We start from the raw sequence: 18,017 nt of genomic DNA, 5'->3' as shown, positions 1-18,017 counted from the left end.
GGACCTCTGGTCCTGCCGCGCGGTCGACGGTCCTCCTAGGCTGGGTGCATGCGGACCATCGGCAACATCCTCTGGTTCATCCTCGCCGGGGTCTGGCTGGCGATCGGCTACGTGGTCGCCGGCATCCTGGCCTTCGTGCTGATCGTGACGATCCCGTTCGGCATCGCGTCGTTCCGCCTCGCGTCCTTCGTGATCTGGCCCTTCGGACGCACCACGGTCTGGAAGCGCAACGCCGGGATCTGGTCGCTGATCGGCAACATCGTGTGGATCATCTTCTTCGGCTGGGAGCTCGCGCTGGTGCACCTGGTCACCGGCCTGCTGCTGATGGTCACCATCATCGGCATCCCGTTCGGCATCGCCTGCTGGAAGATGATCCCGCTCTCGCTCTTCCCGCTCGGCCGCCAGATCGTGTCGATCGACAGCGTCGACCACGACCCGTACGGGCTGCCTGCCTGAGCGCACTACAGGTAGGTCTCGGGCACCGGCCCGAGCACCTCCATCTCGTGGTGGCCCGCGATCCTGTCCAGCAGCTCCGGCGTGGCGGTGCCCGCCGCCTCGGCGGCCGCCAGCTCCTCGAAGAACCCGACCATCGCGGTCGGGCTGAACAGGTTGAGCTTCTTCCCGGGCTGGTCCGAGACGACCTGGAACGTGTGCGGCAACCCGCGCGGGACGTACACGAAGCTCCCCGGCGGACAGTGGTGGCGGTCGTCCTCGACGAACATCAGGTACTCGCCCTCGAGCACGTAGAACGCCTCCGCGGCGTCGCGGTGCCGGTGCAGCGGCGGCCCGAAGCCCGGCGGCTCCTCCTGGGTCAGCAGCAGCGAGAACTCCCCCGCGGTCTGGTCGCCGGCGGCCAGGACCTCGGCCTTGAAGGTGCCGAGGTCGAGCACCCGACCGCCCCCGGGCGGCACGACGAAGGGCTCGTCCATGACGGACAGCATGGCCCGGGGCGCTCCCACCGGCAACGGCCCGGCCACCGGGCGTGAGCGTCGTCGGCGTCCCTACGCCCGCAGCACCTTCTCCATCGGCCGCCCCTTCGCGAGCTCGTCGACGAGCTTGTCGAGGTAGCGGATCCGCCGCATGAGGGGGTCCTCGACGTCCTGCACCTTCACCCCGCACACCGAGCCGGTGATCAGCGAGGCGTGGGGGTTGAGGGTCGCCCCGGCGAAGAAGTCCTCGAACGTCGTGCCGGCGTCGAGGTGCTGCTGCAGGGCCGCCTCGTCGTAGCCGGTCAGCCATCCGATGACCTCGTCGAGCTCGTCCTTGCTGCGCCCCTTCTTCTCCACCTTCGCCACGTAGTGCGGGTAGACGGAGGCGACGCTCGTCGTGAAGATCCGGTGGCTCACGCCCGCGAGACTAACCCGCTGGTTGCCGGGTGTCGGTGGTCCATGGGAAGGATGACCCATGACGACCACGCCGACGCCGTCGTACTCGACCCGCCTGCTCGACACCGACACCTGGCCCGACTTCGCCGCCCTGGTCGAGGCCAACAATGGCGTGTGGGGCGGCTGCTGGTGCATCGGCTTCCACCCCGACGGCTTCGGGCCTTCGCCCGAGGCCAACCGCGACGCCAAGCACGCGCACGTGCTCCGCGGCACGGTGCACCAGGTCCTGGTGTACGACGGCGACGCGTGCGTCGGCTGGTGCCAGTTCGGACCGCTGGCCGAGGTGTCGCGCATCAAGAACCTCAAGGCCTACGAGAAGGAGCTCGACGACCTGCCCGACTGGCGGATCGGCTGCCTCTTCACCGGCAGCAAGCACCGCGGCCACGGCGTCGCCCGGGCCGCTGTGACGGGCGCGCTGGCGGCGATCAAGGAGGCCGGCGGCGGCCTCGTCGAGGCCTACCCGGAGCAGGTCGAGGGCCGCAAGCCCCAGCGGGGCGCCTACTTCCACACTGGACCCGAGGACCTGTTCACCGACCTCGGGTTCGAGCGCGACCGGCAGATCGCCACGTGGCGCTGGGTGATGAGGCGACGTGTCGAGCCCTGAGGCCGGCGGCCGCGCCCCCGAGCCTCCGCAGCTCCACCCGCTCCTCGCGACCCGGTTCAGCCCGCTGGTCTTCGACCCCGCGCACCGGCTCACGGAGGCCGAGGAGGACGTGCTGCTCGAGGCGGCCCGGTGGGCACCGTCGGCCGGCAACTCGCAGCCCTGGCTCTTCCACCTCCGGCACCGCGGCACTCCCGGGCACGACACGCTCGTCGCACGGCTCGCCCCGAGCTCGCGGCGGTGGGCCCCGGCCGCCAGCGCGCTCGTGGTCAACCTCGCGCACAGCACGGTGGAGGGCACTGACTGGCAGTTCTCCGAGTTCGCCCACTACGACCTCGGGCAGGCCGTCGCCCACATGACCGTCCAGGCGAGCGCGATGGGCCTGTCGTGCCGCCAGTTCCGGGCCTTCGACCTCGACGGGCTGACCGCCGACCTGCGCGTCCCGCCGGGCTGGACCGTCGTCACGATGACCGCGATCGGGCGGGCGCTGGGCGACGACCCCCACCGGGAGCGCCGGAGTCTCGACGACCTCCGGCTCGACCTGCCGGGACCCACCTGACCGCACGGGCCAGAGCCCTTGGTCCCGTCCGGGCCACCCGCCCCGCCGCGCAAGCGGGGACCCTCGGCCCTAGCCGCGCCGGGCGCGGGGCCACAGACTCAGAGCGTGACCCGCGACGCGGCGGCTTCGGGAGTGCTCGAGACACAGCGGCGTGCCGACCGGACGCTCGACGTGCCCGGCCTGCAGGCCCTGGTGGACGAGCTGGTCGCGCGCGGGTACGACGTGATCGGGCCGACCGTGCAGTCCGGCGCCATCGTCAACGCCTCCATCACCAGCGTCGAGGAGCTGCCGCGTGGCTGGGGCGACGACCAGGACGCCGGCCGCTACCGGCTCCGCCGGCGCGACGACGAGGCCCTGTTCGGCTTCGCCGCGGGCGCGCAGTCGGCCAAGCCGGTCTTCTTCCCCGCCGAGGAACTGCTCTGGCGCGGCCGCCGCACCGGCGAGGGCTTCGAAGTCGAGGCCGACGGCCCCGAGGACCGCCGCAGCCACGCGCCGTACGCCCTGCTCGGCGTGCGCTCCTGCGACCTCTCCGCGGTCGGCATCCACGACGTCGTGCTCACCGGCCGGCTCCACGGCGACGTGGCGTACGCCGCGCGCCGGGCCGCCGCCTTCGTCGTGGCGGTCACCTGCTCGGATCCGTCCGGCACCTGCTTCTGCGTCTCGATGGGCACCGGCCCGCGGCCCGAGCAGGGCCGGGGCGCGGCGTACGACCTGTCGCTGACCGAGCTGATCGACGACGACGGGCACCGATTCGTCGTGGAGGTGGCCAGCGAGCGCGGCGCCGAGGTCCTCGACGCGGTCGGCGCACTCGAGGCACCGCCGGACGACGTCGCGGCGGGCGACCGGGTGGCGGAGGACGCCGCGGGCCGGATGGGCCGCCACCTCGACACCACCGACCTCAAGGACCTGCTCTACGCCGGCGCCGACAGCCCGATCTGGGACGACGTCGCGAGCCGCTGCCTGGCCTGCGGGAACTGCACGGCCGTCTGCCCCACCTGCTTCTGCACCGACGTCGAGGACGTCACCGACCTCGCCGGCGACGTGGCCGGCCGCACCCGGGTCTGGGACTCGTGCTTCGACGCCGACTACTCCTGGATCCACGGCGGCACCGTGCGCGAGTCGACGAAGGCGCGCTACCGCCAGTGGATGACCCACAAGCTCGGCTCGTGGATCGACCAGTTCGGCACGTCGGGCTGCGTGGGCTGCGGCCGGTGCGTGACCTGGTGCCCGGCCGCGATCGACATCACCGCCGAGGCCGCCGCGCTGCGGGCCGAGGGAGCGGCGGGCACGACGACGGGAGACCCATCATGAAGACCATCAAGGAGCTGCTCTCGGAGCACCCGTTCTTCCACGGGCTCGACGACGACTGGCTCGAGCTCGTCGCCGGCTGCGCGAGCAACTCGCACCTCTCCCCCGGCTCCTACCTGTTCCACGAGGGCAGCGCCGCCGACACCTTCTACCTGATCCGGCGCGGCCAGGTCGCGATCGAGGTCGCGACTCCGACGGGGCCGCGCGTGATCCAGACGGTCCGCGACGGCGACGTCGTCGGGTGGTCGTGGCTGGTGGCGCCCTACCGCTGGACCTTCGACGCCCGGGCCACCGACGAGCTGAGCCTGATCGCCTTCGACGGCGCCTGCCTGCGCGGCAAGTGCAACGACGACACCGACCTCGGCTACGCGCTGCTCCAGCGCGTGGTGCGGGTGATGTCGGCGAGCCTGCACTCCGCCCGGGTGCGGCTGCTCGACCTCTACGGGGCCCCGACGTGACCCTCCGCCCCGGCCCGTCCGACGCCGGCCTCCTCGAGCGCGAGGGGGTGATGGTGCCGCGCGCGTTCGTCGTCGCCGAGAACCGGCGCGACACCCGCGACACCGTCACGCTGGAGCTGGTCGCCGTGGACGGCGACCCGCTGGAGTTCGCCGCCGGGCAGTTCACCATGCTGTCGGGCTTCGGCGCCGGCGAGGTCCCGATCTCCATCAGCGGCGACCCCGCGCACCCCGAGGTGCTGCAGCACACGATCCGCAACGTCGGCGGCGTCACCCGCACCCTCGCGCACGCAGCGCCGGGGACGGCGCTCGGGATCCGCGGGCCCTACGGGCACGGCTGGAAGGTCGCCGACGGGCGCGGCGGCGACGTCGTCTTCGTCGCGGGCGGCATCGGGCTGGCCCCGCTGCGCCCGGCGATCCTCGAGGTCTGCGCCGACCGCGCGTCGTACGGCCAGGTCCGCCTGCTCTACGGCTCGCGCACCCCGGAGGACATCCTCTTCACCTCCGACCTGCACGTGTGGGCCCGCGAGCACGACATCGTCGTCGAGGAGATCGTCGATGCGGGCACGCTCGGCTGGCGCGGGCACGTCGGGCTGGTCACCCAGCTGGTGGCCCGCGGCGGGTTCGACCCGGCCCGGACGCTCGCGCTGGTGTGCGGCCCCGAGGTGATGATGCGGTACGCCGCGCAGGCGCTGCACGACCGTGGTGTCAGCCCGCCCCGCATCCGGCTGTCGATGGAGCGGAACATGAAGTGCGGCGTCGGGCTCTGCGGCCACTGCCAGCTCCGCGAGCTGTTCCTCTGCATCGACGGTCCGGTGCTCGGCTACGACCGGCTGGCACCCCTGATGGCGAGGGCCGAGCTGTGACCACCCCCAAGCCGAAGCCCAAGCTCGCCGTCTGGAAGTTCGCCTCCTGCGACGGCTGCCAGCTCACCCTGCTCAACTGCGAGGACGAGCTGATCCCTCTCGCCGGCGCGGTCGACATCGCCTACTTCCCCGAGGCCACCCGGGCCGTCGTCGAGGGCCCCTACGACGTCTCGCTGGTCGAGGGGTCGATCACCACACCCGACGACCTCGAGCGGATCCAGCAGGTGCGCGCCTCGTCGCGGCGGCTGATCACCATCGGCGCCTGCGCGACCGCCGGCGGCATCCAGGCGCTGCGCAACTTCGCCGACGTCGAGGAGTTCCGCTCGGTCGTCTACGCCCACCCCGAGTACGTCGTCACCCTCGACCGTTCGACGCCGATCGCGGCGCACGTGGCCGTCGACTTCGAGCTGCGCGGGTGCCCGATCGACCGGCACCAGCTGCTCGAGGTGCTCGCCGCCGAGATCCAGGGCCGCCCGGCGCGGGTGTCGAAGCACAGCGTCTGCTTCGAGTGCAAGCGTCGCGGCAACGTCTGCGTCACGGTCGCACACGGCACCCCGTGCCTCGGGCCGGTCACGCAGGCCGGCTGCGGCGCGCTGTGCCCGTCGTACGACCGGGGCTGCTACGGGTGCTTCGGCCCCCAGGACACGCCCAACACGACCTCGCTGACCGAGCGGCTGCGGGTGCACGGCATGGACGAACGCGACGTGCAGCGGATCTTCCGGACCTTCAACGCGGCCTCGGAGGTCTTCCTGCGTGCGAGCGAGGAGGTGGAGCCGTGAACCACAAGCTCACCGACGGCGGCCAGGTGATGCACGTCGGCACGCTCGCCCGGGTCGAGGGCGAGGGCGCCATGCACATCGAGATGCGCGACGGCCGGGTCACCAACGTGCAGCTGCAGATCTACGAGCCGCCGCGCTTCTACGAGGGCTTCCTCCGCGGCCGGGGCTGGACCGAGCCGCCCGACATCACCGCGCGCATCTGCGGCATCTGCCCCGTCGCCTACCAGATGAGCGCCTGCTGGGCGATCGAGGACGCGTGCGGCGTCTCCGTGACCGACGCGGTCCGGCAGATGCGACGGCTGCTCTACTGCGGCGAGTGGATCGAGAGCCACGCGCTCCACGTCTTCCTGCTGCACGCACCCGACTTCCTCGGCTACGAGAGCGCGATCGACCTCGCCGGCGACCACCCCGCGGTCGTGGAGACCGGGCTGCGGCTCAAGAAGGCCGGCAATCGCCTGATGACCGTGGTCGGCGGGCGCTCGATCCACCCGGTCAACGTGCGGATCGGCGGCTTCCACCGGATGCCGCGCACCAGCGAGCTGCGCGCCCTGCGGCCGGTGCTCGAGCAGGCGCTCGACGACGCGCTGGCGACCGTGCAGATCGTGTCGGGCTTCGACTTCCCCGACATGGAGCAGCCGCACGAGTACGTCGCGCTGCGGCCCGAGGTCGGCTACCCGATCGAGGAGGGCCGGGTCGTCACCTCGTCGGGCCACGACTTCGACGTCCGTGACTTCCCGCGCCACGTCGCGGAGTTCCAGGTGCCGCACTCGCACGCCCTGCACGCCCGGCTCGACGGCGGCGAGCGCGGGCCGTACGTCGTGGGGCCGCTCGCCCGCTACACGCTCAACCACGACCGGCTCGGCGAGGTCGCCCGCAGCGCCGCCCGCGAGGCGGGGCTCGGGACCGAGTGCCGCAACCCCTTCCGCTCGATCGTGGTGCGGGCGGTGGAGATCGTGGAGGCGGTCACCGAGGCGCTGCGGATCATCGACGGCTGGACCGACGGCGCCGCTCCGAGCGTGCCGGTGCCGGCACGGGCCGGCGAGGGTTTCGGCGCCAGCGAGGCGCCGCGCGGCATCCTCTTCCACCGCTACGTGCTCGCCGAGGACGGCACGATCCTCGACGCGCAGATCGTGCCCCCGACCTCGCAGAACCAGCCCGCGGTCGAGGCCGACCTCCGCTCACTGGTCGAGGGCTGGACCGACCTCGACGACCACGACCTCCAGCACCGCTGCGAGCACGCGATCCGCAACTACGACCCCTGCATCTCGTGCGCCACCCACTTCCTCGACCTGACGGTGGAGCGGTCGTGACCGGGGCGACCCTCGTCGTCGGTCTCGGCCGCACGGACCGGCGCGACGACGGGGTGGGCCCGGCCGTCGCCCGCGTCGTCGCCGCCCGCGTTCCCGGGGGCGCGGTCGAGGTGCGGACCGAGGAGGACCCGACCGCGCTGCTCGACCTGTGGGAGGGCCACGACCACGTGGTGCTCGTGGACGCCGTGGTCACCGGCCGGACCCCCGGCACGCTGCACCGGCTCGAGGTCGGGACCGACGCACCCCCGCTGCCGGCGGAGTCGTGGGCGGGCACCGGCCGGGCCGGCACCCACGCCTTCGGCCTCGCCACCGCGGTCGAGCTCGGACGAGCGCTGGGCCGGCTGCCGGCCCGCGTGGTGGTGGTCGGCGTCGAGGCCGCGGACGTCGACCTCGGCGACTCGCTGTCGCCCGCGGTCGTCGCGGTCGTCGAGCAGGCTGCCGACCTCGTCGCGGAGGAGGTGACCGCGGATGTGCCTGGGTGAGCTGGGCGAGGTCGTCCGCGTCGACGCCGGCACCGCCGAGGTCGTCACCGGCGCAGGACGCCGTACGACCGTCTCGCTGATGACGCTCGACCTGCCCGTCGCGACCGGCGACTGGCTGGTCGTGCACTCAGGTTTCGCGCTCGAGCGGGTCACCCCCGCCGAGGCGGAGGAGGCCGCCCGGATCCGGGCGGCGAGCTCGAGGGAGGAGCCCAGATGAGCACCCCGATGACCACCCGCCGGCGCACCGGCATCCTGCTCGCGCTGGTCACGGCCTGCGTCAGCGGCGTGTCGGTGTTCGTGAACTCCTACGGCGTCGCCGCCTTCGGCAACCCGACGGCGTTCACCACCGCCAAGAACCTCGTGGCCGCCGCGATCCTGGTGGTCGCCGTGGCCGCCGGCAGGTCGTACGGCGTGCGGCTCACGCGCCCGCAGGGCGGCCGGCAGTGGGTGGCCCTGACGGCGGTCGGGGTGATCGGGGGCAGCGTGCCGTTCGTGCTGTTCTTCGAGGGGCTGGCGCGCTCGACCTCGCCGCAGGCGGCGTTCCTGCACAAGACGCTGGTGCTGTGGGTCGCGCTGCTGGCGGTCGTGGTGCTGGGCGAGCGGCTGCAGTGGGGGCACTGGGTGGCGATCGGGCTGCTCGTCGTCGGCAGCGTCGGCCTCGCCGGCGGCACCCCCTCGGCCCTCGGGGCTCCGGAGCTGATGATCCTGGCCGCGACCTTGCTGTGGGCGGTCGAGGTGGTGATCGCCAAGCGGCTGCTCGGCAGCCTCTCGTCGTGGACGGTCGGCGTGGCCCGGATGACGCTCGGGTCGGTCGTGCTGCTGGCGTGGGTGGCGATGCGGGGCAACCTGTCGCTGCTGACGTCGCTGACGGCCGAGCAGGTCGGCTGGGTGCTGCTGACCGGTGCGCTGCTGGCGACCTACGTCAGCACCTGGTTCGCCGCGCTCCAGCGCGCGCAGGCCATCGACGTCACCGCGGTGCTCGTGCTCGCGGCTCCGCTGACCGCCGCGCTCAGCGCCGCAGTCGACGGGGTCCCGCTGCAGGTGGGCTGGATCGTGGTGCTCGTGGCCGGCGGCACGCTGGCCGCGTGGCTCGGCTGGCGCGGGCGCCCCGAGGTGGTGCCCGTCCGTGCCTGAGCCTGCCGTGCCGGGGTCGCAGGGGGTGCTGCGCTTCGCGCGCTACGCCTACCCGCCCAACGAGCTCGGCTACTGCGGGCCCGACGCCTCGCGCCAGCTGCTCGAGCAGGTCGCGGCCGGCGTCGGTGACGGCGACCTGCGGCGGCTGGCCCGCGGCTTCGAGGGCGCATGGCCCTACCTGCAGCTCATCGCTGCCGCCAACGGCATCGCCGACCCGCTCGACGACCGGGTGGTGGAGGCGTACTGGGTGGGCAACGACCTGCTCGCCCGGGTCTCGCCGCGCCTCCTGGGCGACTCGCTGGAGCTGCGCTTCCGCGACCGCGTCGGCACCGCGTGGTCACGGCTCGCGGCCACCGTGCCGGAGGGGGCGCTGCCCCACCACGCCTTCCACGTGTTCGGGGTCTACCCCTGGCTCGGCCTGCTGCGCGAGGGGCAGGTCGACGCGCCGCTGCGCGTGCTCGACCGCTGCCGCGTGCGCTGGGGCGAGGTGCTGTCGGTCGGAGGTGGCCTGGCCACCGTGCGTTCACGGCCGCTCACGTGGGACGGGCGCCGTCTCCTGCTCGGCGAGCCCGTCGAGGAGCAGGCGATGGTCAGCACCGAGGGCCTCGGGCTCGCCACCCCCGTCGGCCCGGGCGACCGGGTCGCCCTCCACTGGGACTGGGTCTGCGAGCGCCTCGACCGTCGTGGCCTCACCGCCCTGCGCACCCACACGCTCCGCCAGCTGCAGGTCGTCAACGGCGTGCCGGTCCCGGCGCCGGCGGCCGTGCTCTCCTGACGGCTCTACGCGGACGTCATACGGTTCGCCGGTCCTGACCGGCAGGACGTATGACGCTGCGGACCCGCCCGTCGGCACCTCCGCTCAGCCGGCCCCGCGCATCTTCGCCAGACGGGCCTCCAGCGAGGCCACGCGGTGCGCGTTGCCGCGCAGGCCGACGTACGCGTCGCCGTGCGTCCAGAGCAGCGCGTCGTCGAGACGGCGTACGGCGCCGGGAGGGTAGCGGTAGTCCATCCGCTCCTGGAGGGTCTCGGTGTCGACCGCCCGCAGGGTGTCGGCGAGCTCGGCGAGCGAGGTGATGCCGAGCTCGAGGATCAGCCCGGCCATCCACGCGTAGTGGTCGGTGCGCGACCAGCCGGCGTCGGGGTACTGCCCGGCGAGGAACGCCGAGAGCTCGCGCGGGCTGATCCGCGGGTCGTCGTCGCTGGGGCCGTCGGCGGCGACCTCGGGCACGCCGGCCCGCAGCCGGTCGCGGATCGTGGAGAACTCACGGTCGGCCAGCTCGAGCAGCCCGGCCGCGAGGGTGAAGCGGCGGTCGAGGTCGGAGACGTGCTCGTCGGGGACCGTGCCCTTGTAGCGGATGTCGTGCTCGAACTCCGCCCACGCGTGCTGGAGCACCGTGCGGATCTGGATCTGGGCCTGCCGCCCGCGCAGCAGCTCCCAGCCGTTCTGGGTCTCCAGCTGCGGGTCGACGCCGACGAGCAGGTGCCGGCTGGCGTAGCCGAAGCGCCCCTCCCCCGCGGTCTCCTCGCCCCAGTCGCGGTCGTCGTGCACCACGACCTGGTCGGCGAGCAGGTCGGCGACCGCCTGCACGTCGCTGTCGACGTAGGTGATGACGCGGACGCCGATCTGGTCGGTGATCTCGGTCATCGGGTCGGCGAACGCGCGGGTGCCGTCGGGGAGCGTGCGCGCAGCCTTCGCCGCGAACGACGACACCGACTTCGCGCGGCCGTTGACGCTGAGGTAGTTGATGCCGGCGTCGTCGAGCACCGAGGTCACCAGTGCCACGAACAGGTCGGCGGCCTGCCGCAGCTGCGGGTGCAGCTCGGCGTAGCGGCGCACCACGGCTCCGGAGTCCTGCGCCTTCGCCGAGATCCGCGGGCCGCGCGGGGACGGCGTGAGGTCGGTGGGCAGGCTCGGCGTCACGATGTAGCCGGTCTCGAAGTCGCCGTACGTCGTGGTGTCCTCCGGCCGGCGCTCGGCGTACAGCCCGACGTAGGCGCAGACGACCGCGTCGACCTGGTCCTCCACGACGCGCAGCTCGCTCTTGCGGCCGGCCTGCTCGGCGGCGGTGCGCAGCTTGCGCCACGCCCGGCCCCGGCTCGGACCCGCCGGCGCGCCGTCGACGTGCAGCGGCGGGTCCGCGGTGGCGAGGCCCTCGAGCAGCCCGATCAGCACGATCAGCTCGGCGCGGAGCTGGTCGAGGTCGCGCCCGGGCTTGTTCTTGTACTTCAGCGTGCGCCCGAGCCGGAAGAGCGCCACCGTCGCGGGGTGCGGGTAGACCTCGATCGCCCGGCGCGAGCGCCCCGACCGCGGGTTCATGTCGAGGCCGAGCCGGGCGGCGATCCGCGCCCCGCGGGGCTGCTCGCGGAACTCCGGCTTGCCGGTGTTGGAGGGGTGGGCGCCCGCGTCGAAGCGGGCGAAGTCCTTGTTGAGCGCCGCCTCGGCCGGCCGGTTGCCGGCGGCGTTGGTCACGATCAGGGGCGCGTCGATCGCCACCAGGCAGTCGTCCTCGACGTACGGCGCCAGCGCCTCGACGATGTCGTCGTCGGTCTGCACCGCCGACACGTGCACGAGACGTCCCTCGACGTCGAGGACGGCCAGGCCGGTGGGTCTCCGGTCACCCCACGCGAGGTCGACTCCGACGAAGTGCATGGGGCGAAGCCTGCCTCATCGCCCCGACGCACGGGGCGCCGAGGAGTACGGTGGCTGCACGGTGGCCGTGCTCCAGCCGGTGTCTTCTCCGCGAACCCACTGCCAGAAGGGCGGGACGGACATGTCGAGCGAGCGGCGAGCCGACTGGACCGGAGACCCGGATCCCCCGCCCCGGGGAGACGCGCGGGCCGCCGCCCTGGCCGGTTACCTGCGCACGCTCGCCGCGGAGTCGGAGGCGTCACCGGCCTCGCTCGACGGGACGGGTCTGCTCGAGGCGGCCGGCATCGCGGAGCGGATGTCGCCGGACGACCCCCGGCTGCGGGCCCTGTCGGACGCCGGCCACTTCGGCTCCACCCCGGGCGGACGCGTGCTCTTCCTGGCGACGCCCGAGGTGCGTGCCGTCGTCCGGCGCCAGCTCGTGTCGGGCCACCAGTCGGGCGTGGTGCTCCTCGCGCGGCTGGTCGCGACCGCCACCGGCCCCGACGAGGCGCGGACCTCCCTCGACGAGCTCAGCTGGCGGGTGCGCGAGGCCCGCGAGCACGTCCAGCGCCAGCGGCAGGGCAAGGTCGGCACCCAGGCGCTCTTCGAGGCGCGTCACGGACTGCTCGTCGCGCTCGAGGCGTACGTCGCGGCCCTGCAGCGGCGCCGCTTCCCGGTGCCCCCGCTGCTGCACGGCGAGCTGGAGCTGCACCGCAAGCTCTTCCCCTGACGCAGCCCCACGCCGAAGCCCTAGAGTCACCGCATGGCGAACAGGACCATCGGCCTCTCCGACGAGCTCGCGGCGTACGTCGTCGCGATGGGTGTGCGCGAGCCTGCGGTGCTCACGCGGCTGCGTGAGGAGACGGCCGCGCTGCCCGAGCACGGCATGCAGGTCTCGCCCGAGCAGGGCGCGCTGCTCGCGATGCTGGTCGAGCTGATGGGCGCCCGCCGCTGCCTCGAGGTCGGCACCTTCACCGGCTACTCCTCCACCGCCGTCGCGCTGGCCCTGCCCGACGACGGCCGGCTGCTGTGCTGCGACGTCTCCGACGAGTGGACGTCGCTGGCCCGGCGCGCGTGGGACGACGCCGGCGTCGCGCACAAGGTCGAGCTGCGCATCCAGCCTGCCCTGACCACGCTCGACGAGCTGCTCGCCGACGGCCAGGAGTCGACCTTCGACCTCGCGTTCCTCGACGCCGACAAGACCGCCTACGACGACTACTACGAGCGGCTGCTGCGGCTGGTCAGGCCCGGCGGGTTGATCGCGATCGACAACGTGCTGTGGTCGGGCGCCGTCCTCGACGAGGACCCCGACGACGCCTCGACCCGCGCGCTGCAGGCCCTCAACGCCAAGCTCGCCGCCGACGAGCGCATCTCGGTCTGCCTGCTCCCCGTCGCCGACGGCGTCACCCTGGCCCGACGGCGCTGAGGGGTCACCCCGTGGTCACGACCGCCTGACGTGGCCGGGTGTCGACCCGGAGCTGGAAGACGTCGGGGCGGTTGTAGTGCCCGACCGGGTCGAACAGCCGCCGCAGCTCGGCCACCTGGCCGAGGTCGATCTCGGCGGTCAGGATCCCCTCCGCGTGGCGCAGCGGGCCGGCCACGAGCTGTCCGCCCGGGTCGCAGATGACCGTGTTGCCGGGCTCGAGCCACTCGCCGTCCTCCTCGTCGAGCACGCGCGTCAGCCGCTCGCGGTCGGGGAGGTCGGCCGGCACCTGGTCCGTGCGCAGGGCGGGGTTGACCCCGACCACCCACACCCGCCCCTCGCGGGCGATGTGGCGCATGGTGGCGACCCAGCCGTCGCCGCGCGCGAGGGTCGGCGCCAGCCACACCTCGACACCCTGGGCGTAGAGGTGGAAGCGCGCCAGCGGCATGTAGTTCTCCCAGCAGATGAGCCCGCCGAGCCGGCCGAGCGCGGTCGGCACGACCTCGAGCATCGAGCCGTCGCCCTGCCCCCACACCGTCCGCTCGGCCCCCGTGGGCATCAGCTTGCGGTGCTTGCCGAGCAGCCGGCCGTCGGGCCCGACGTACAGCACCGTGTTGTAGATCGTGGTGCCGTGCGGCTCGCGCTCCTGCACGCCGATCACGACGTGGACCCCGGCGGCGCGGGCGGCCGCGCCGATGCGGGCGGTCGCCGGCCCCGGCACCACGACGGCCTGCTCGACGAGCCGGGCGTACCAGGGGCCGTCGCCGTCCCAGATCGGCACGGTGTCCATCCACAGCGGCGTCCCGGGGACGAACGCCTCGGGCAGCACCACGAGCTCGGCGCCGAGGCCGGCGGCCTCCGCGACCAGCTCCTCGACCCGGGTCAGCGTCGCCTCGCGGTCGAGCAGGACGTACGCCGCCTGCACCGCCGCGACCGTGAACCGCGTGCTCATCGGGTGCCTGCCAGCACGTGCAGCTCGCAGGGGCCGACGAAGCCCTCGTCGCCCTCGTACGCCGCGAGCGCCCCGCCGACCTCGGCCCAGGTCTCCGAGCGGCGCTCGGGGTCGAGGCCGGACAGCATCTGGTGCAGGGCGCCGAACGACTCGCGCTCGAAGCGCAGGCACTCCGCTGCCGACGACATGCGCAGCGGGGCCTCCATCGTACGGACGGTGACGTCTCGGAACCCCGCCTGCTCGAGGTCGGCGTGGGCGACCTCGGGGTCGGCCAGGCTGAACGGGCCCGGCTGCCCGGGCGCGGGCGCCGCCAGCCCCGCGCGGCGGCGCACGATCGAGACCGGCACGGAGAAGAACCCGTTGCGGTCGGCCGCGGTGTAGACGACCGCCGCGAACCGGCCGCCCTCGCGCAGGCTGGCCCGGATGCCCCGCAGCGCCCGCTGCTGGTCGGGGAAGTAGATGAGGCCGAGCCGGCAGATCGCGGCGTCGAAGGTGCGGGGCCAGCGGTCCCCGATCTCCTCGCCGTCCACCGCCGCGGTGCTGACCTGCCCGAGGCCGGCCTCGGCGGCCGCGCCCTCGGCGTAGGTCAGGATCTCGGCCGACAGGTCGGTGAGCAGCACGCTCCCGCCCGGCCCGGTCCGGCGGGCCGCCGCGAGGCCCTGCCCGCCGGCGCCGGCCGCGACGTCGAGCACCCGCGAGCCCTCCTGCACGCCGGCGGCGTCGAGCATCGCCTCGGTCGCACCGCCCAGCCACGACTCCAGGTCGGGTCCCCACCGGTGCCACGCCTCCGCGGCCTCGTCCCACTGCTGCAAGGTCGTCGCCTTGTACGCCGTCGCGTCGAACTGCATCGCTCACTCCTCTGGTCGGCTGCTGCCGCCAGCGTGCTCCCCGTCCGCGCCTCCCGGCATCCGTGGTGGGCACGGAATTCACCCCGCCGGGGCTGGCGGCGCCGTGCGCCCGACCCGACACTGGCACCGTGGTGAGTCGGACGGCGTGGTCGCACGGGGTCACCGACCGCGAGCACGAGGTGCTCGTGCTCGTGGCCGACCACCTCACCAACGCCGAGATCGCCGACCGGCTCACGCTGTCGGTCCGCACCGTCGAGTCCCACGTCACCTCGCTGATCCGCAAGCTCGAGGTGCCCGACCGGCGCAGCCTCGCCCGCCGGGCGGACGCGCTCGGCCTGCTGCGCGGTCCGGCGCACTGGCCGCGCCCCGGGGGCGACTTCGTCGGCCGCGAGGCCGAGGCGGCGCTGCTGGCCGGCGCCCTGGCCGAGCACCGCGTGGTCACGGTGGCCGGGCCCGGCGGGGTAGGCAAGACGACGCTGACGACGCGGGTCGTCGAGCAGGCCGCCGCGGACCGCCCCCACGGCGGGTGGTTCGTCGACCTCGCCCAGGTCGGGGACGCGCGCGGCGTCGTGCCCGCGGTCGCCGCCGCGGTCGGGGTGGTCGAGGCGCCCGGCGGTTCCCTGCTCGAGGCCCTGCTCGGAGTGCTGTCGCGCACCGACGGGTTGCTCCTGCTCGACAACTGCGAGCACGTGCTCGCCGAGGTGGAGCACCTGGTGTCGACGGTGGTGGCCGCCTGCCCGCGCCTCACGGTCGTCGCGACGAGCAGAGCGCGGCTGGGCGCGACGTACGAGTGGGTCTACGAGCTGCCGGGCCTCCGTCGTGACGACGCGGTCCGGTTGTTCCGCCGGCGCGCTGCCGCGGCCGGGGGACCTGCGCCCGAGGGCCCGGAGGTCGAGGCGCTCTGCGCGCGGCTGGAGGGGATGGCGCTGGCGATCGAGCTGGCGGCGGCGCGCTACCCGTCGCTGGGGCTGGACGGGCTGGTGACCGCCCTGGCCGACCCCCTGCGGCTGCTCGGCGACGGCGGTACGGCGCGCCAGCGGTCGCTGCGCGCCACCATCGCGTGGAGCGTCGACCTGCTGGACGACGAGGAACGCGCGGTGCTCGCCGCGTGCTCGGTCTTCGCCTCGCCGTTCACGGTCGCCGCGGCACAGCGGGTGGTCGGTCCCGAGCTGCCCGAGGCGGCCGTGGCGCTGGCGCTCGGCGCCCTCGCCGACCAGCACCTGATGCGAGCCGACGTGGGCGCGCCGACCACCTACCGCTTCCTCGAGGTGGTGCGGCAGTACGCCGCCGACCTGCTCGGCTCCCACGCGGACGAGGTGGCCCGGCGGCACGGCGCGTGGGCGGGCGACGAGCTCGCCCGGCTGGGCGCGGGCGCGCGCGACGCGACCTGGTGCGCGGGGTTCGACCGGCTCGCCGTCGAGCTGCGCGTGGCGCTCTCGCGGCCCACGGCGCCCGAGGGGCTCGGCGAGCGTTTCGCCGACGAGCTGCTGCAGCGCGGACGGCTGGAGGAGGCGCAGGCCCGCTACGAGCAGGCGGCCGCGGGGGCGACCGGGGCCGAACGGGTGCGGCTGCTGCGCCGGGCCGCGGGAGCGGCGGCCGCCCGCCTGGTCGGCGACGAGGCGATCCGCCTGCTGGTGGAGGCACGCGACGCCGCGGTGACCGTCGGCGACGACGCCGCAGCCGCCGACGCGCTCGCCTGGGCGGCGATCCACTCCGAGCTCGCGCCCGGCATCATGGCGCACCCGCCGACCCGCGAGGCGACCGAGGCGCGGCTGACCGAGGCGCGTGAGCGGGCCCCGGCCGGCTCGGCCGCGGCCGCCACCGTCGAGGTCGCGGCAGCCGCCCTGCTGCTGGGCGGGCACGCCGACCGGCTCGAGGTCGGGCGCGCCGCGGCGGCGCAGGCGGCCGCCGCCGGGGCCCCGGTCGCCGCGTCGTCCGCGCTCGACGCCGTGTGCGCGGCCCACCTCGAGCGCGGCGAGATCCCGGCCGCGATGGGCGCCGTCGAGGAGCGCGGCCGACTGCTCGACCCGCTGTCCGTCGACGCCGCCACGGCGTACCCCTTCAACGACTTCCTGCTCATGGGCTGCGAGGTGTCGCTGGCGGCCGGCGAGCTGCGCCGGGCCGCGGCGTACGCCGACCGGCTCGCCGCGCTCCCCTGCTACCGCGCCTACGTGCACCCGCCGCTGGCCCGACGGCTCGAGGTCGACGTGCTGGCCGGCGACCTCGTGACGGCGGCGGCGCACGGCGAGCGGTTCCTCGCGTCGTGGGAGCAGGCGGGCCGCCACCGGGCCTCGACCCTCGCGGTCGGCGCCTACGCGATGGCCCTCGGGCACGGGTTGCGCGGCGACGACGCCGCCCGAGCGGTGTGGGTCGAGGCGGCCGGCGAGCTCCTCGCCGGCCGGGGGTGGGCGGTCGACGCCGTCGAGCTCGGTTGGTCACCCGCCCTCGACGCCGTGCTCCTGCTCGACCGTGACGACCCGACGGGCGCGCTGGCCAGGCTCTCGGTCGACCTCGACGAACCGCTGTGGAGCCAGTGGGCGCCCGCGCTCTGGCGCCCGTGGTACGCCGCCGCGCTCGCCGAGGCGGTCGTCCTGGCCGGGGCCCCCGACGCGGCGGTGCGGTTGCGGGCAGCGGCCGAGGCGGCCCGCGCCAACCCGGTCACGGCCGCCCTGGTCCGCCGGGCAGCAGCCCTCGAGGCCGGCGACCGCGGGGCCGTCGCCGGGTCCGCGGCGGAGCTCGAGGCCCTCGGCAGCGCCTACCAGGCCGGGCGCAGCCGGCGCCTCGCCGGAGTCGACTAGCCCCGGTCGGCCAGCCGCGGCGGGAACCCGCCGGTCGCGATCGGACCCCACCGCGTGGGCGTGATCCGCAGGATCGACTTGCTCTGCTCCACCATGGCGCGGCGGTACTCGTCCCAGTCGGGGTGCTCGCCGGAGATGGTGCGGAAGTACTCGACCAGCGCCTCGACCGAGTCGGGCGCGTCGATCACCTCGCAGGTGCCGTCGACCTGCACCCACGCGTCCCCGAAGTCGTCGCTCAGCACGAGCACCGAGACCTCCGGGTCGCGCCGGGCGTTGGCGGTCTTGGCGCGCTCGGGGTAGGTGGAGACGACGATCCGGCCGCTGTCGTCGACGCCTCCCGTCACCGGCGAGACCTGTGGCGAACCGTCGCGGCGGCGGGTGATCAGCACCAGGTGGTGCCGGGGGCGCACGAACTCCAGGAGCCCCTCGAGGTCGACGGTCGTGGTGGTCGCGATGCTCGGTGCCATGACGCCAGTCTTACCCGCCGG

General features: G+C 74.4%; 21 protein-coding genes. 15 read left to right on the top strand and 6 right to left on the bottom strand.

Going from position 1 to position 18,017, the window contains the following annotated elements:
• Positions 1–48 precede the first annotated feature (48 nt).
• A complete protein-coding gene (locus ACFPGP_RS01815; protein ID WP_378586075.1) occupies positions 49–456 on the top strand; it encodes a YccF domain-containing protein in 408 nt (135 codons plus the stop codon).
• Between the two features lie 5 nt (positions 457–461).
• Here ACFPGP_RS01815 and ACFPGP_RS01810 read toward each other — a convergent pair whose 3' ends face one another.
• Both ACFPGP_RS01810 and ACFPGP_RS01805 read right to left on the bottom strand, forming a co-directional pair.
• Entirely contained in the window at positions 462–929 is a 468-nt protein-coding gene (locus ACFPGP_RS01810; RefSeq protein WP_378586072.1) for a cupin domain-containing protein, read from the bottom strand.
• A 72-nt stretch (positions 930–1,001) separates the two neighbouring features.
• Positions 1,002–1,346, bottom strand: coding sequence for a DUF2200 domain-containing protein (locus tag ACFPGP_RS01805; RefSeq protein ID WP_378586070.1), 345 nt, complete (start codon positions 1,344–1,346; stop codon positions 1,002–1,004).
• A 58-nt stretch (positions 1,347–1,404) separates the two neighbouring features.
• Between ACFPGP_RS01805 and ACFPGP_RS01800 the strand changes: the two genes are divergently transcribed.
• The 11 genes from ACFPGP_RS01800 to ACFPGP_RS01750 all read left to right on the top strand — a co-directional run bounded on the left by ACFPGP_RS01800 (position 1,405) and on the right by ACFPGP_RS01750 (position 9,654).
• Positions 1,405–1,989, top strand: a complete 585-nt coding sequence (locus tag ACFPGP_RS01800; protein WP_378586067.1) for a GNAT family N-acetyltransferase — start codon at positions 1,405–1,407, stop codon at positions 1,987–1,989.
• The gene (locus tag ACFPGP_RS01795) at positions 1,976–2,545 is read left to right on the top strand and encodes a nitroreductase family protein (protein WP_378586064.1); all 570 of its coding nucleotides are present in this window, start codon (positions 1,976–1,978) and stop codon (positions 2,543–2,545) included. Before ACFPGP_RS01800 ends, ACFPGP_RS01795 begins: the two co-directional genes overlap by 14 nt.
• A gap of 105 nt (positions 2,546–2,650) precedes the next feature.
• Positions 2,651–3,856, top strand: coding sequence for a 4Fe-4S dicluster domain-containing protein (locus tag ACFPGP_RS01790; protein WP_378586061.1), 1,206 nt, complete (start codon positions 2,651–2,653; stop codon positions 3,854–3,856).
• Entirely contained in the window at positions 3,853–4,311 is a 459-nt protein-coding gene (locus ACFPGP_RS01785; protein ID WP_378586058.1) for a cyclic nucleotide-binding domain-containing protein, read from the top strand. Before ACFPGP_RS01790 ends, ACFPGP_RS01785 begins: the two co-directional genes overlap by 4 nt.
• The gene (locus tag ACFPGP_RS01780) at positions 4,308–5,174 is read left to right on the top strand and encodes an FAD/NAD(P)-binding protein (protein WP_378586056.1); all 867 of its coding nucleotides are present in this window, start codon (positions 4,308–4,310) and stop codon (positions 5,172–5,174) included. Before ACFPGP_RS01785 ends, ACFPGP_RS01780 begins: the two co-directional genes overlap by 4 nt.
• Entirely contained in the window at positions 5,171–5,953 is a 783-nt protein-coding gene (locus tag ACFPGP_RS01775) for an NADH-quinone oxidoreductase subunit B family protein (RefSeq protein WP_378586054.1), read from the top strand. The genes ACFPGP_RS01780 and ACFPGP_RS01775 overlap by 4 nt, the downstream gene beginning before the upstream one ends.
• A complete protein-coding gene (locus ACFPGP_RS01770) occupies positions 5,950–7,263 on the top strand; it encodes a Ni/Fe hydrogenase subunit alpha (RefSeq protein ID WP_378586052.1) in 1,314 nt (437 codons plus the stop codon). Before ACFPGP_RS01775 ends, ACFPGP_RS01770 begins: the two co-directional genes overlap by 4 nt.
• On the top strand, positions 7,260–7,745 hold the full coding sequence (locus ACFPGP_RS01765; protein ID WP_378586049.1) for a hydrogenase maturation protease: 486 nt from the start codon (positions 7,260–7,262) through the stop codon (positions 7,743–7,745). Before ACFPGP_RS01770 ends, ACFPGP_RS01765 begins: the two co-directional genes overlap by 4 nt.
• A complete protein-coding gene (locus tag ACFPGP_RS01760; protein WP_378586046.1) occupies positions 7,732–7,962 on the top strand; it encodes a HypC/HybG/HupF family hydrogenase formation chaperone in 231 nt (76 codons plus the stop codon). Before ACFPGP_RS01765 ends, ACFPGP_RS01760 begins: the two co-directional genes overlap by 14 nt.
• Positions 7,959–8,879 (top strand): DMT family transporter, encoded by a 921-nt coding sequence (locus ACFPGP_RS01755; RefSeq protein ID WP_378586044.1) that lies wholly within the window; start codon positions 7,959–7,961, stop codon positions 8,877–8,879. The genes ACFPGP_RS01760 and ACFPGP_RS01755 overlap by 4 nt, the downstream gene beginning before the upstream one ends.
• Positions 8,872–9,654, top strand: coding sequence for a DUF6390 family protein (locus tag ACFPGP_RS01750; RefSeq protein ID WP_378586041.1), 783 nt, complete (start codon positions 8,872–8,874; stop codon positions 9,652–9,654). The genes ACFPGP_RS01755 and ACFPGP_RS01750 overlap by 8 nt, the downstream gene beginning before the upstream one ends.
• 84 nt (positions 9,655–9,738) lie before the next feature.
• On the opposite strand, the gene ACFPGP_RS01745 is transcribed toward ACFPGP_RS01750, so the two are convergent.
• The gene (locus ACFPGP_RS01745) at positions 9,739–11,529 is read right to left on the bottom strand and encodes a DUF429 domain-containing protein (RefSeq protein ID WP_378586039.1); all 1,791 of its coding nucleotides are present in this window, start codon (positions 11,527–11,529) and stop codon (positions 9,739–9,741) included.
• Between the two features lie 121 nt (positions 11,530–11,650).
• Here ACFPGP_RS01745 and ACFPGP_RS01740 point away from each other — a divergent pair, with 121 nt between their 5' ends.
• Both ACFPGP_RS01740 and ACFPGP_RS01735 read left to right on the top strand, forming a co-directional pair.
• Complete coding sequence (locus ACFPGP_RS01740; RefSeq protein WP_378586036.1) at positions 11,651–12,238, top strand: hypothetical protein; 588 nt, start codon at positions 11,651–11,653, stop codon at positions 12,236–12,238.
• 33 nt (positions 12,239–12,271) lie between these two features.
• Positions 12,272–12,934, top strand: coding sequence for a class I SAM-dependent methyltransferase (locus tag ACFPGP_RS01735; RefSeq protein ID WP_378586033.1), 663 nt, complete (start codon positions 12,272–12,274; stop codon positions 12,932–12,934).
• Positions 12,935–12,938: 4 nt separating this feature from the next.
• On the opposite strand, the gene ACFPGP_RS01730 is transcribed toward ACFPGP_RS01735, so the two are convergent.
• Both ACFPGP_RS01730 and ACFPGP_RS01725 read right to left on the bottom strand, forming a co-directional pair.
• Positions 12,939–13,883, bottom strand: coding sequence for a carbon-nitrogen hydrolase family protein (locus ACFPGP_RS01730; RefSeq protein WP_378586030.1), 945 nt, complete (start codon positions 13,881–13,883; stop codon positions 12,939–12,941).
• On the bottom strand, positions 13,880–14,731 hold the full coding sequence (locus ACFPGP_RS01725) for a class I SAM-dependent methyltransferase (protein ID WP_378586028.1): 852 nt from the start codon (positions 14,729–14,731) through the stop codon (positions 13,880–13,882). The genes ACFPGP_RS01730 and ACFPGP_RS01725 overlap by 4 nt, the downstream gene beginning before the upstream one ends.
• 128 nt (positions 14,732–14,859) lie before the next feature.
• Here ACFPGP_RS01725 and ACFPGP_RS01720 point away from each other — a divergent pair, with 128 nt between their 5' ends.
• Positions 14,860–17,529 (top strand): ATP-binding protein, encoded by a 2,670-nt coding sequence (locus ACFPGP_RS01720; protein WP_378586025.1) that lies wholly within the window; start codon positions 14,860–14,862, stop codon positions 17,527–17,529.
• Here the strand turns inward: ACFPGP_RS01720 and ACFPGP_RS01715 are convergent.
• Positions 17,526–17,996 (bottom strand): PPOX class F420-dependent oxidoreductase, encoded by a 471-nt coding sequence (locus tag ACFPGP_RS01715; protein ID WP_378586022.1) that lies wholly within the window; start codon positions 17,994–17,996, stop codon positions 17,526–17,528. The two genes, ACFPGP_RS01720 and ACFPGP_RS01715, sit on opposite strands and share 4 nt — an antisense overlap.
• Positions 17,997–18,017: the final 21 nt, after the last annotated feature.

It is taken from the genome of Nocardioides taihuensis (genome assembly GCF_042657275.1).
Taxonomy (GTDB): Bacteria; Actinomycetota; Actinomycetes; order Propionibacteriales; family Nocardioidaceae; genus Nocardioides; species Nocardioides taihuensis.
The sequence above is the reverse complement of the archived record's forward strand: the minus strand, read 5'-3'. Positions and strand labels throughout refer to the sequence as shown.

Bases quoted from the DNA above. Each gene is read 5' to 3' on its own strand.
- ACFPGP_RS01730 (WP_378586030.1), bottom strand. From the start codon at position 13,883: ATGAGCACGCGGTTCACGGTCGCGGCGGTGCAGGCGGCGTACGTCCTG.
- ACFPGP_RS01800 (WP_378586067.1), top strand. From the start codon at position 1,405: ATGACGACCACGCCGACGCCGTCGTACTCGACCCGCCTGCTCGACACC.
- ACFPGP_RS01810 (WP_378586072.1), bottom strand. From the start codon at position 929: ATGGACGAGCCCTTCGTCGTGCCGCCCGGGGGCGGTCGGGTGCTCGAC.
- ACFPGP_RS01715 (WP_378586022.1), bottom strand. From the start codon at position 17,996: ATGGCACCGAGCATCGCGACCACCACGACCGTCGACCTCGAGGGGCTC.
- ACFPGP_RS01725 (WP_378586028.1), bottom strand. From the start codon at position 14,731: ATGCAGTTCGACGCGACGGCGTACAAGGCGACGACCTTGCAGCAGTGG.
- ACFPGP_RS01755 (WP_378586044.1), top strand. From the start codon at position 7,959: ATGAGCACCCCGATGACCACCCGCCGGCGCACCGGCATCCTGCTCGCG.
- ACFPGP_RS01745 (WP_378586039.1), bottom strand. From the start codon at position 11,529: ATGCACTTCGTCGGAGTCGACCTCGCGTGGGGTGACCGGAGACCCACC.
- ACFPGP_RS01735 (WP_378586033.1), top strand. From the start codon at position 12,272: ATGGCGAACAGGACCATCGGCCTCTCCGACGAGCTCGCGGCGTACGTC.
- ACFPGP_RS01785 (WP_378586058.1), top strand. From the start codon at position 3,853: ATGAAGACCATCAAGGAGCTGCTCTCGGAGCACCCGTTCTTCCACGGG.
- ACFPGP_RS01740 (WP_378586036.1), top strand. From the start codon at position 11,651: ATGTCGAGCGAGCGGCGAGCCGACTGGACCGGAGACCCGGATCCCCCG.
- ACFPGP_RS01760 (WP_378586046.1), top strand. From the start codon at position 7,732: ATGTGCCTGGGTGAGCTGGGCGAGGTCGTCCGCGTCGACGCCGGCACC.
- ACFPGP_RS01815 (WP_378586075.1), top strand. From the start codon at position 49: ATGCGGACCATCGGCAACATCCTCTGGTTCATCCTCGCCGGGGTCTGG.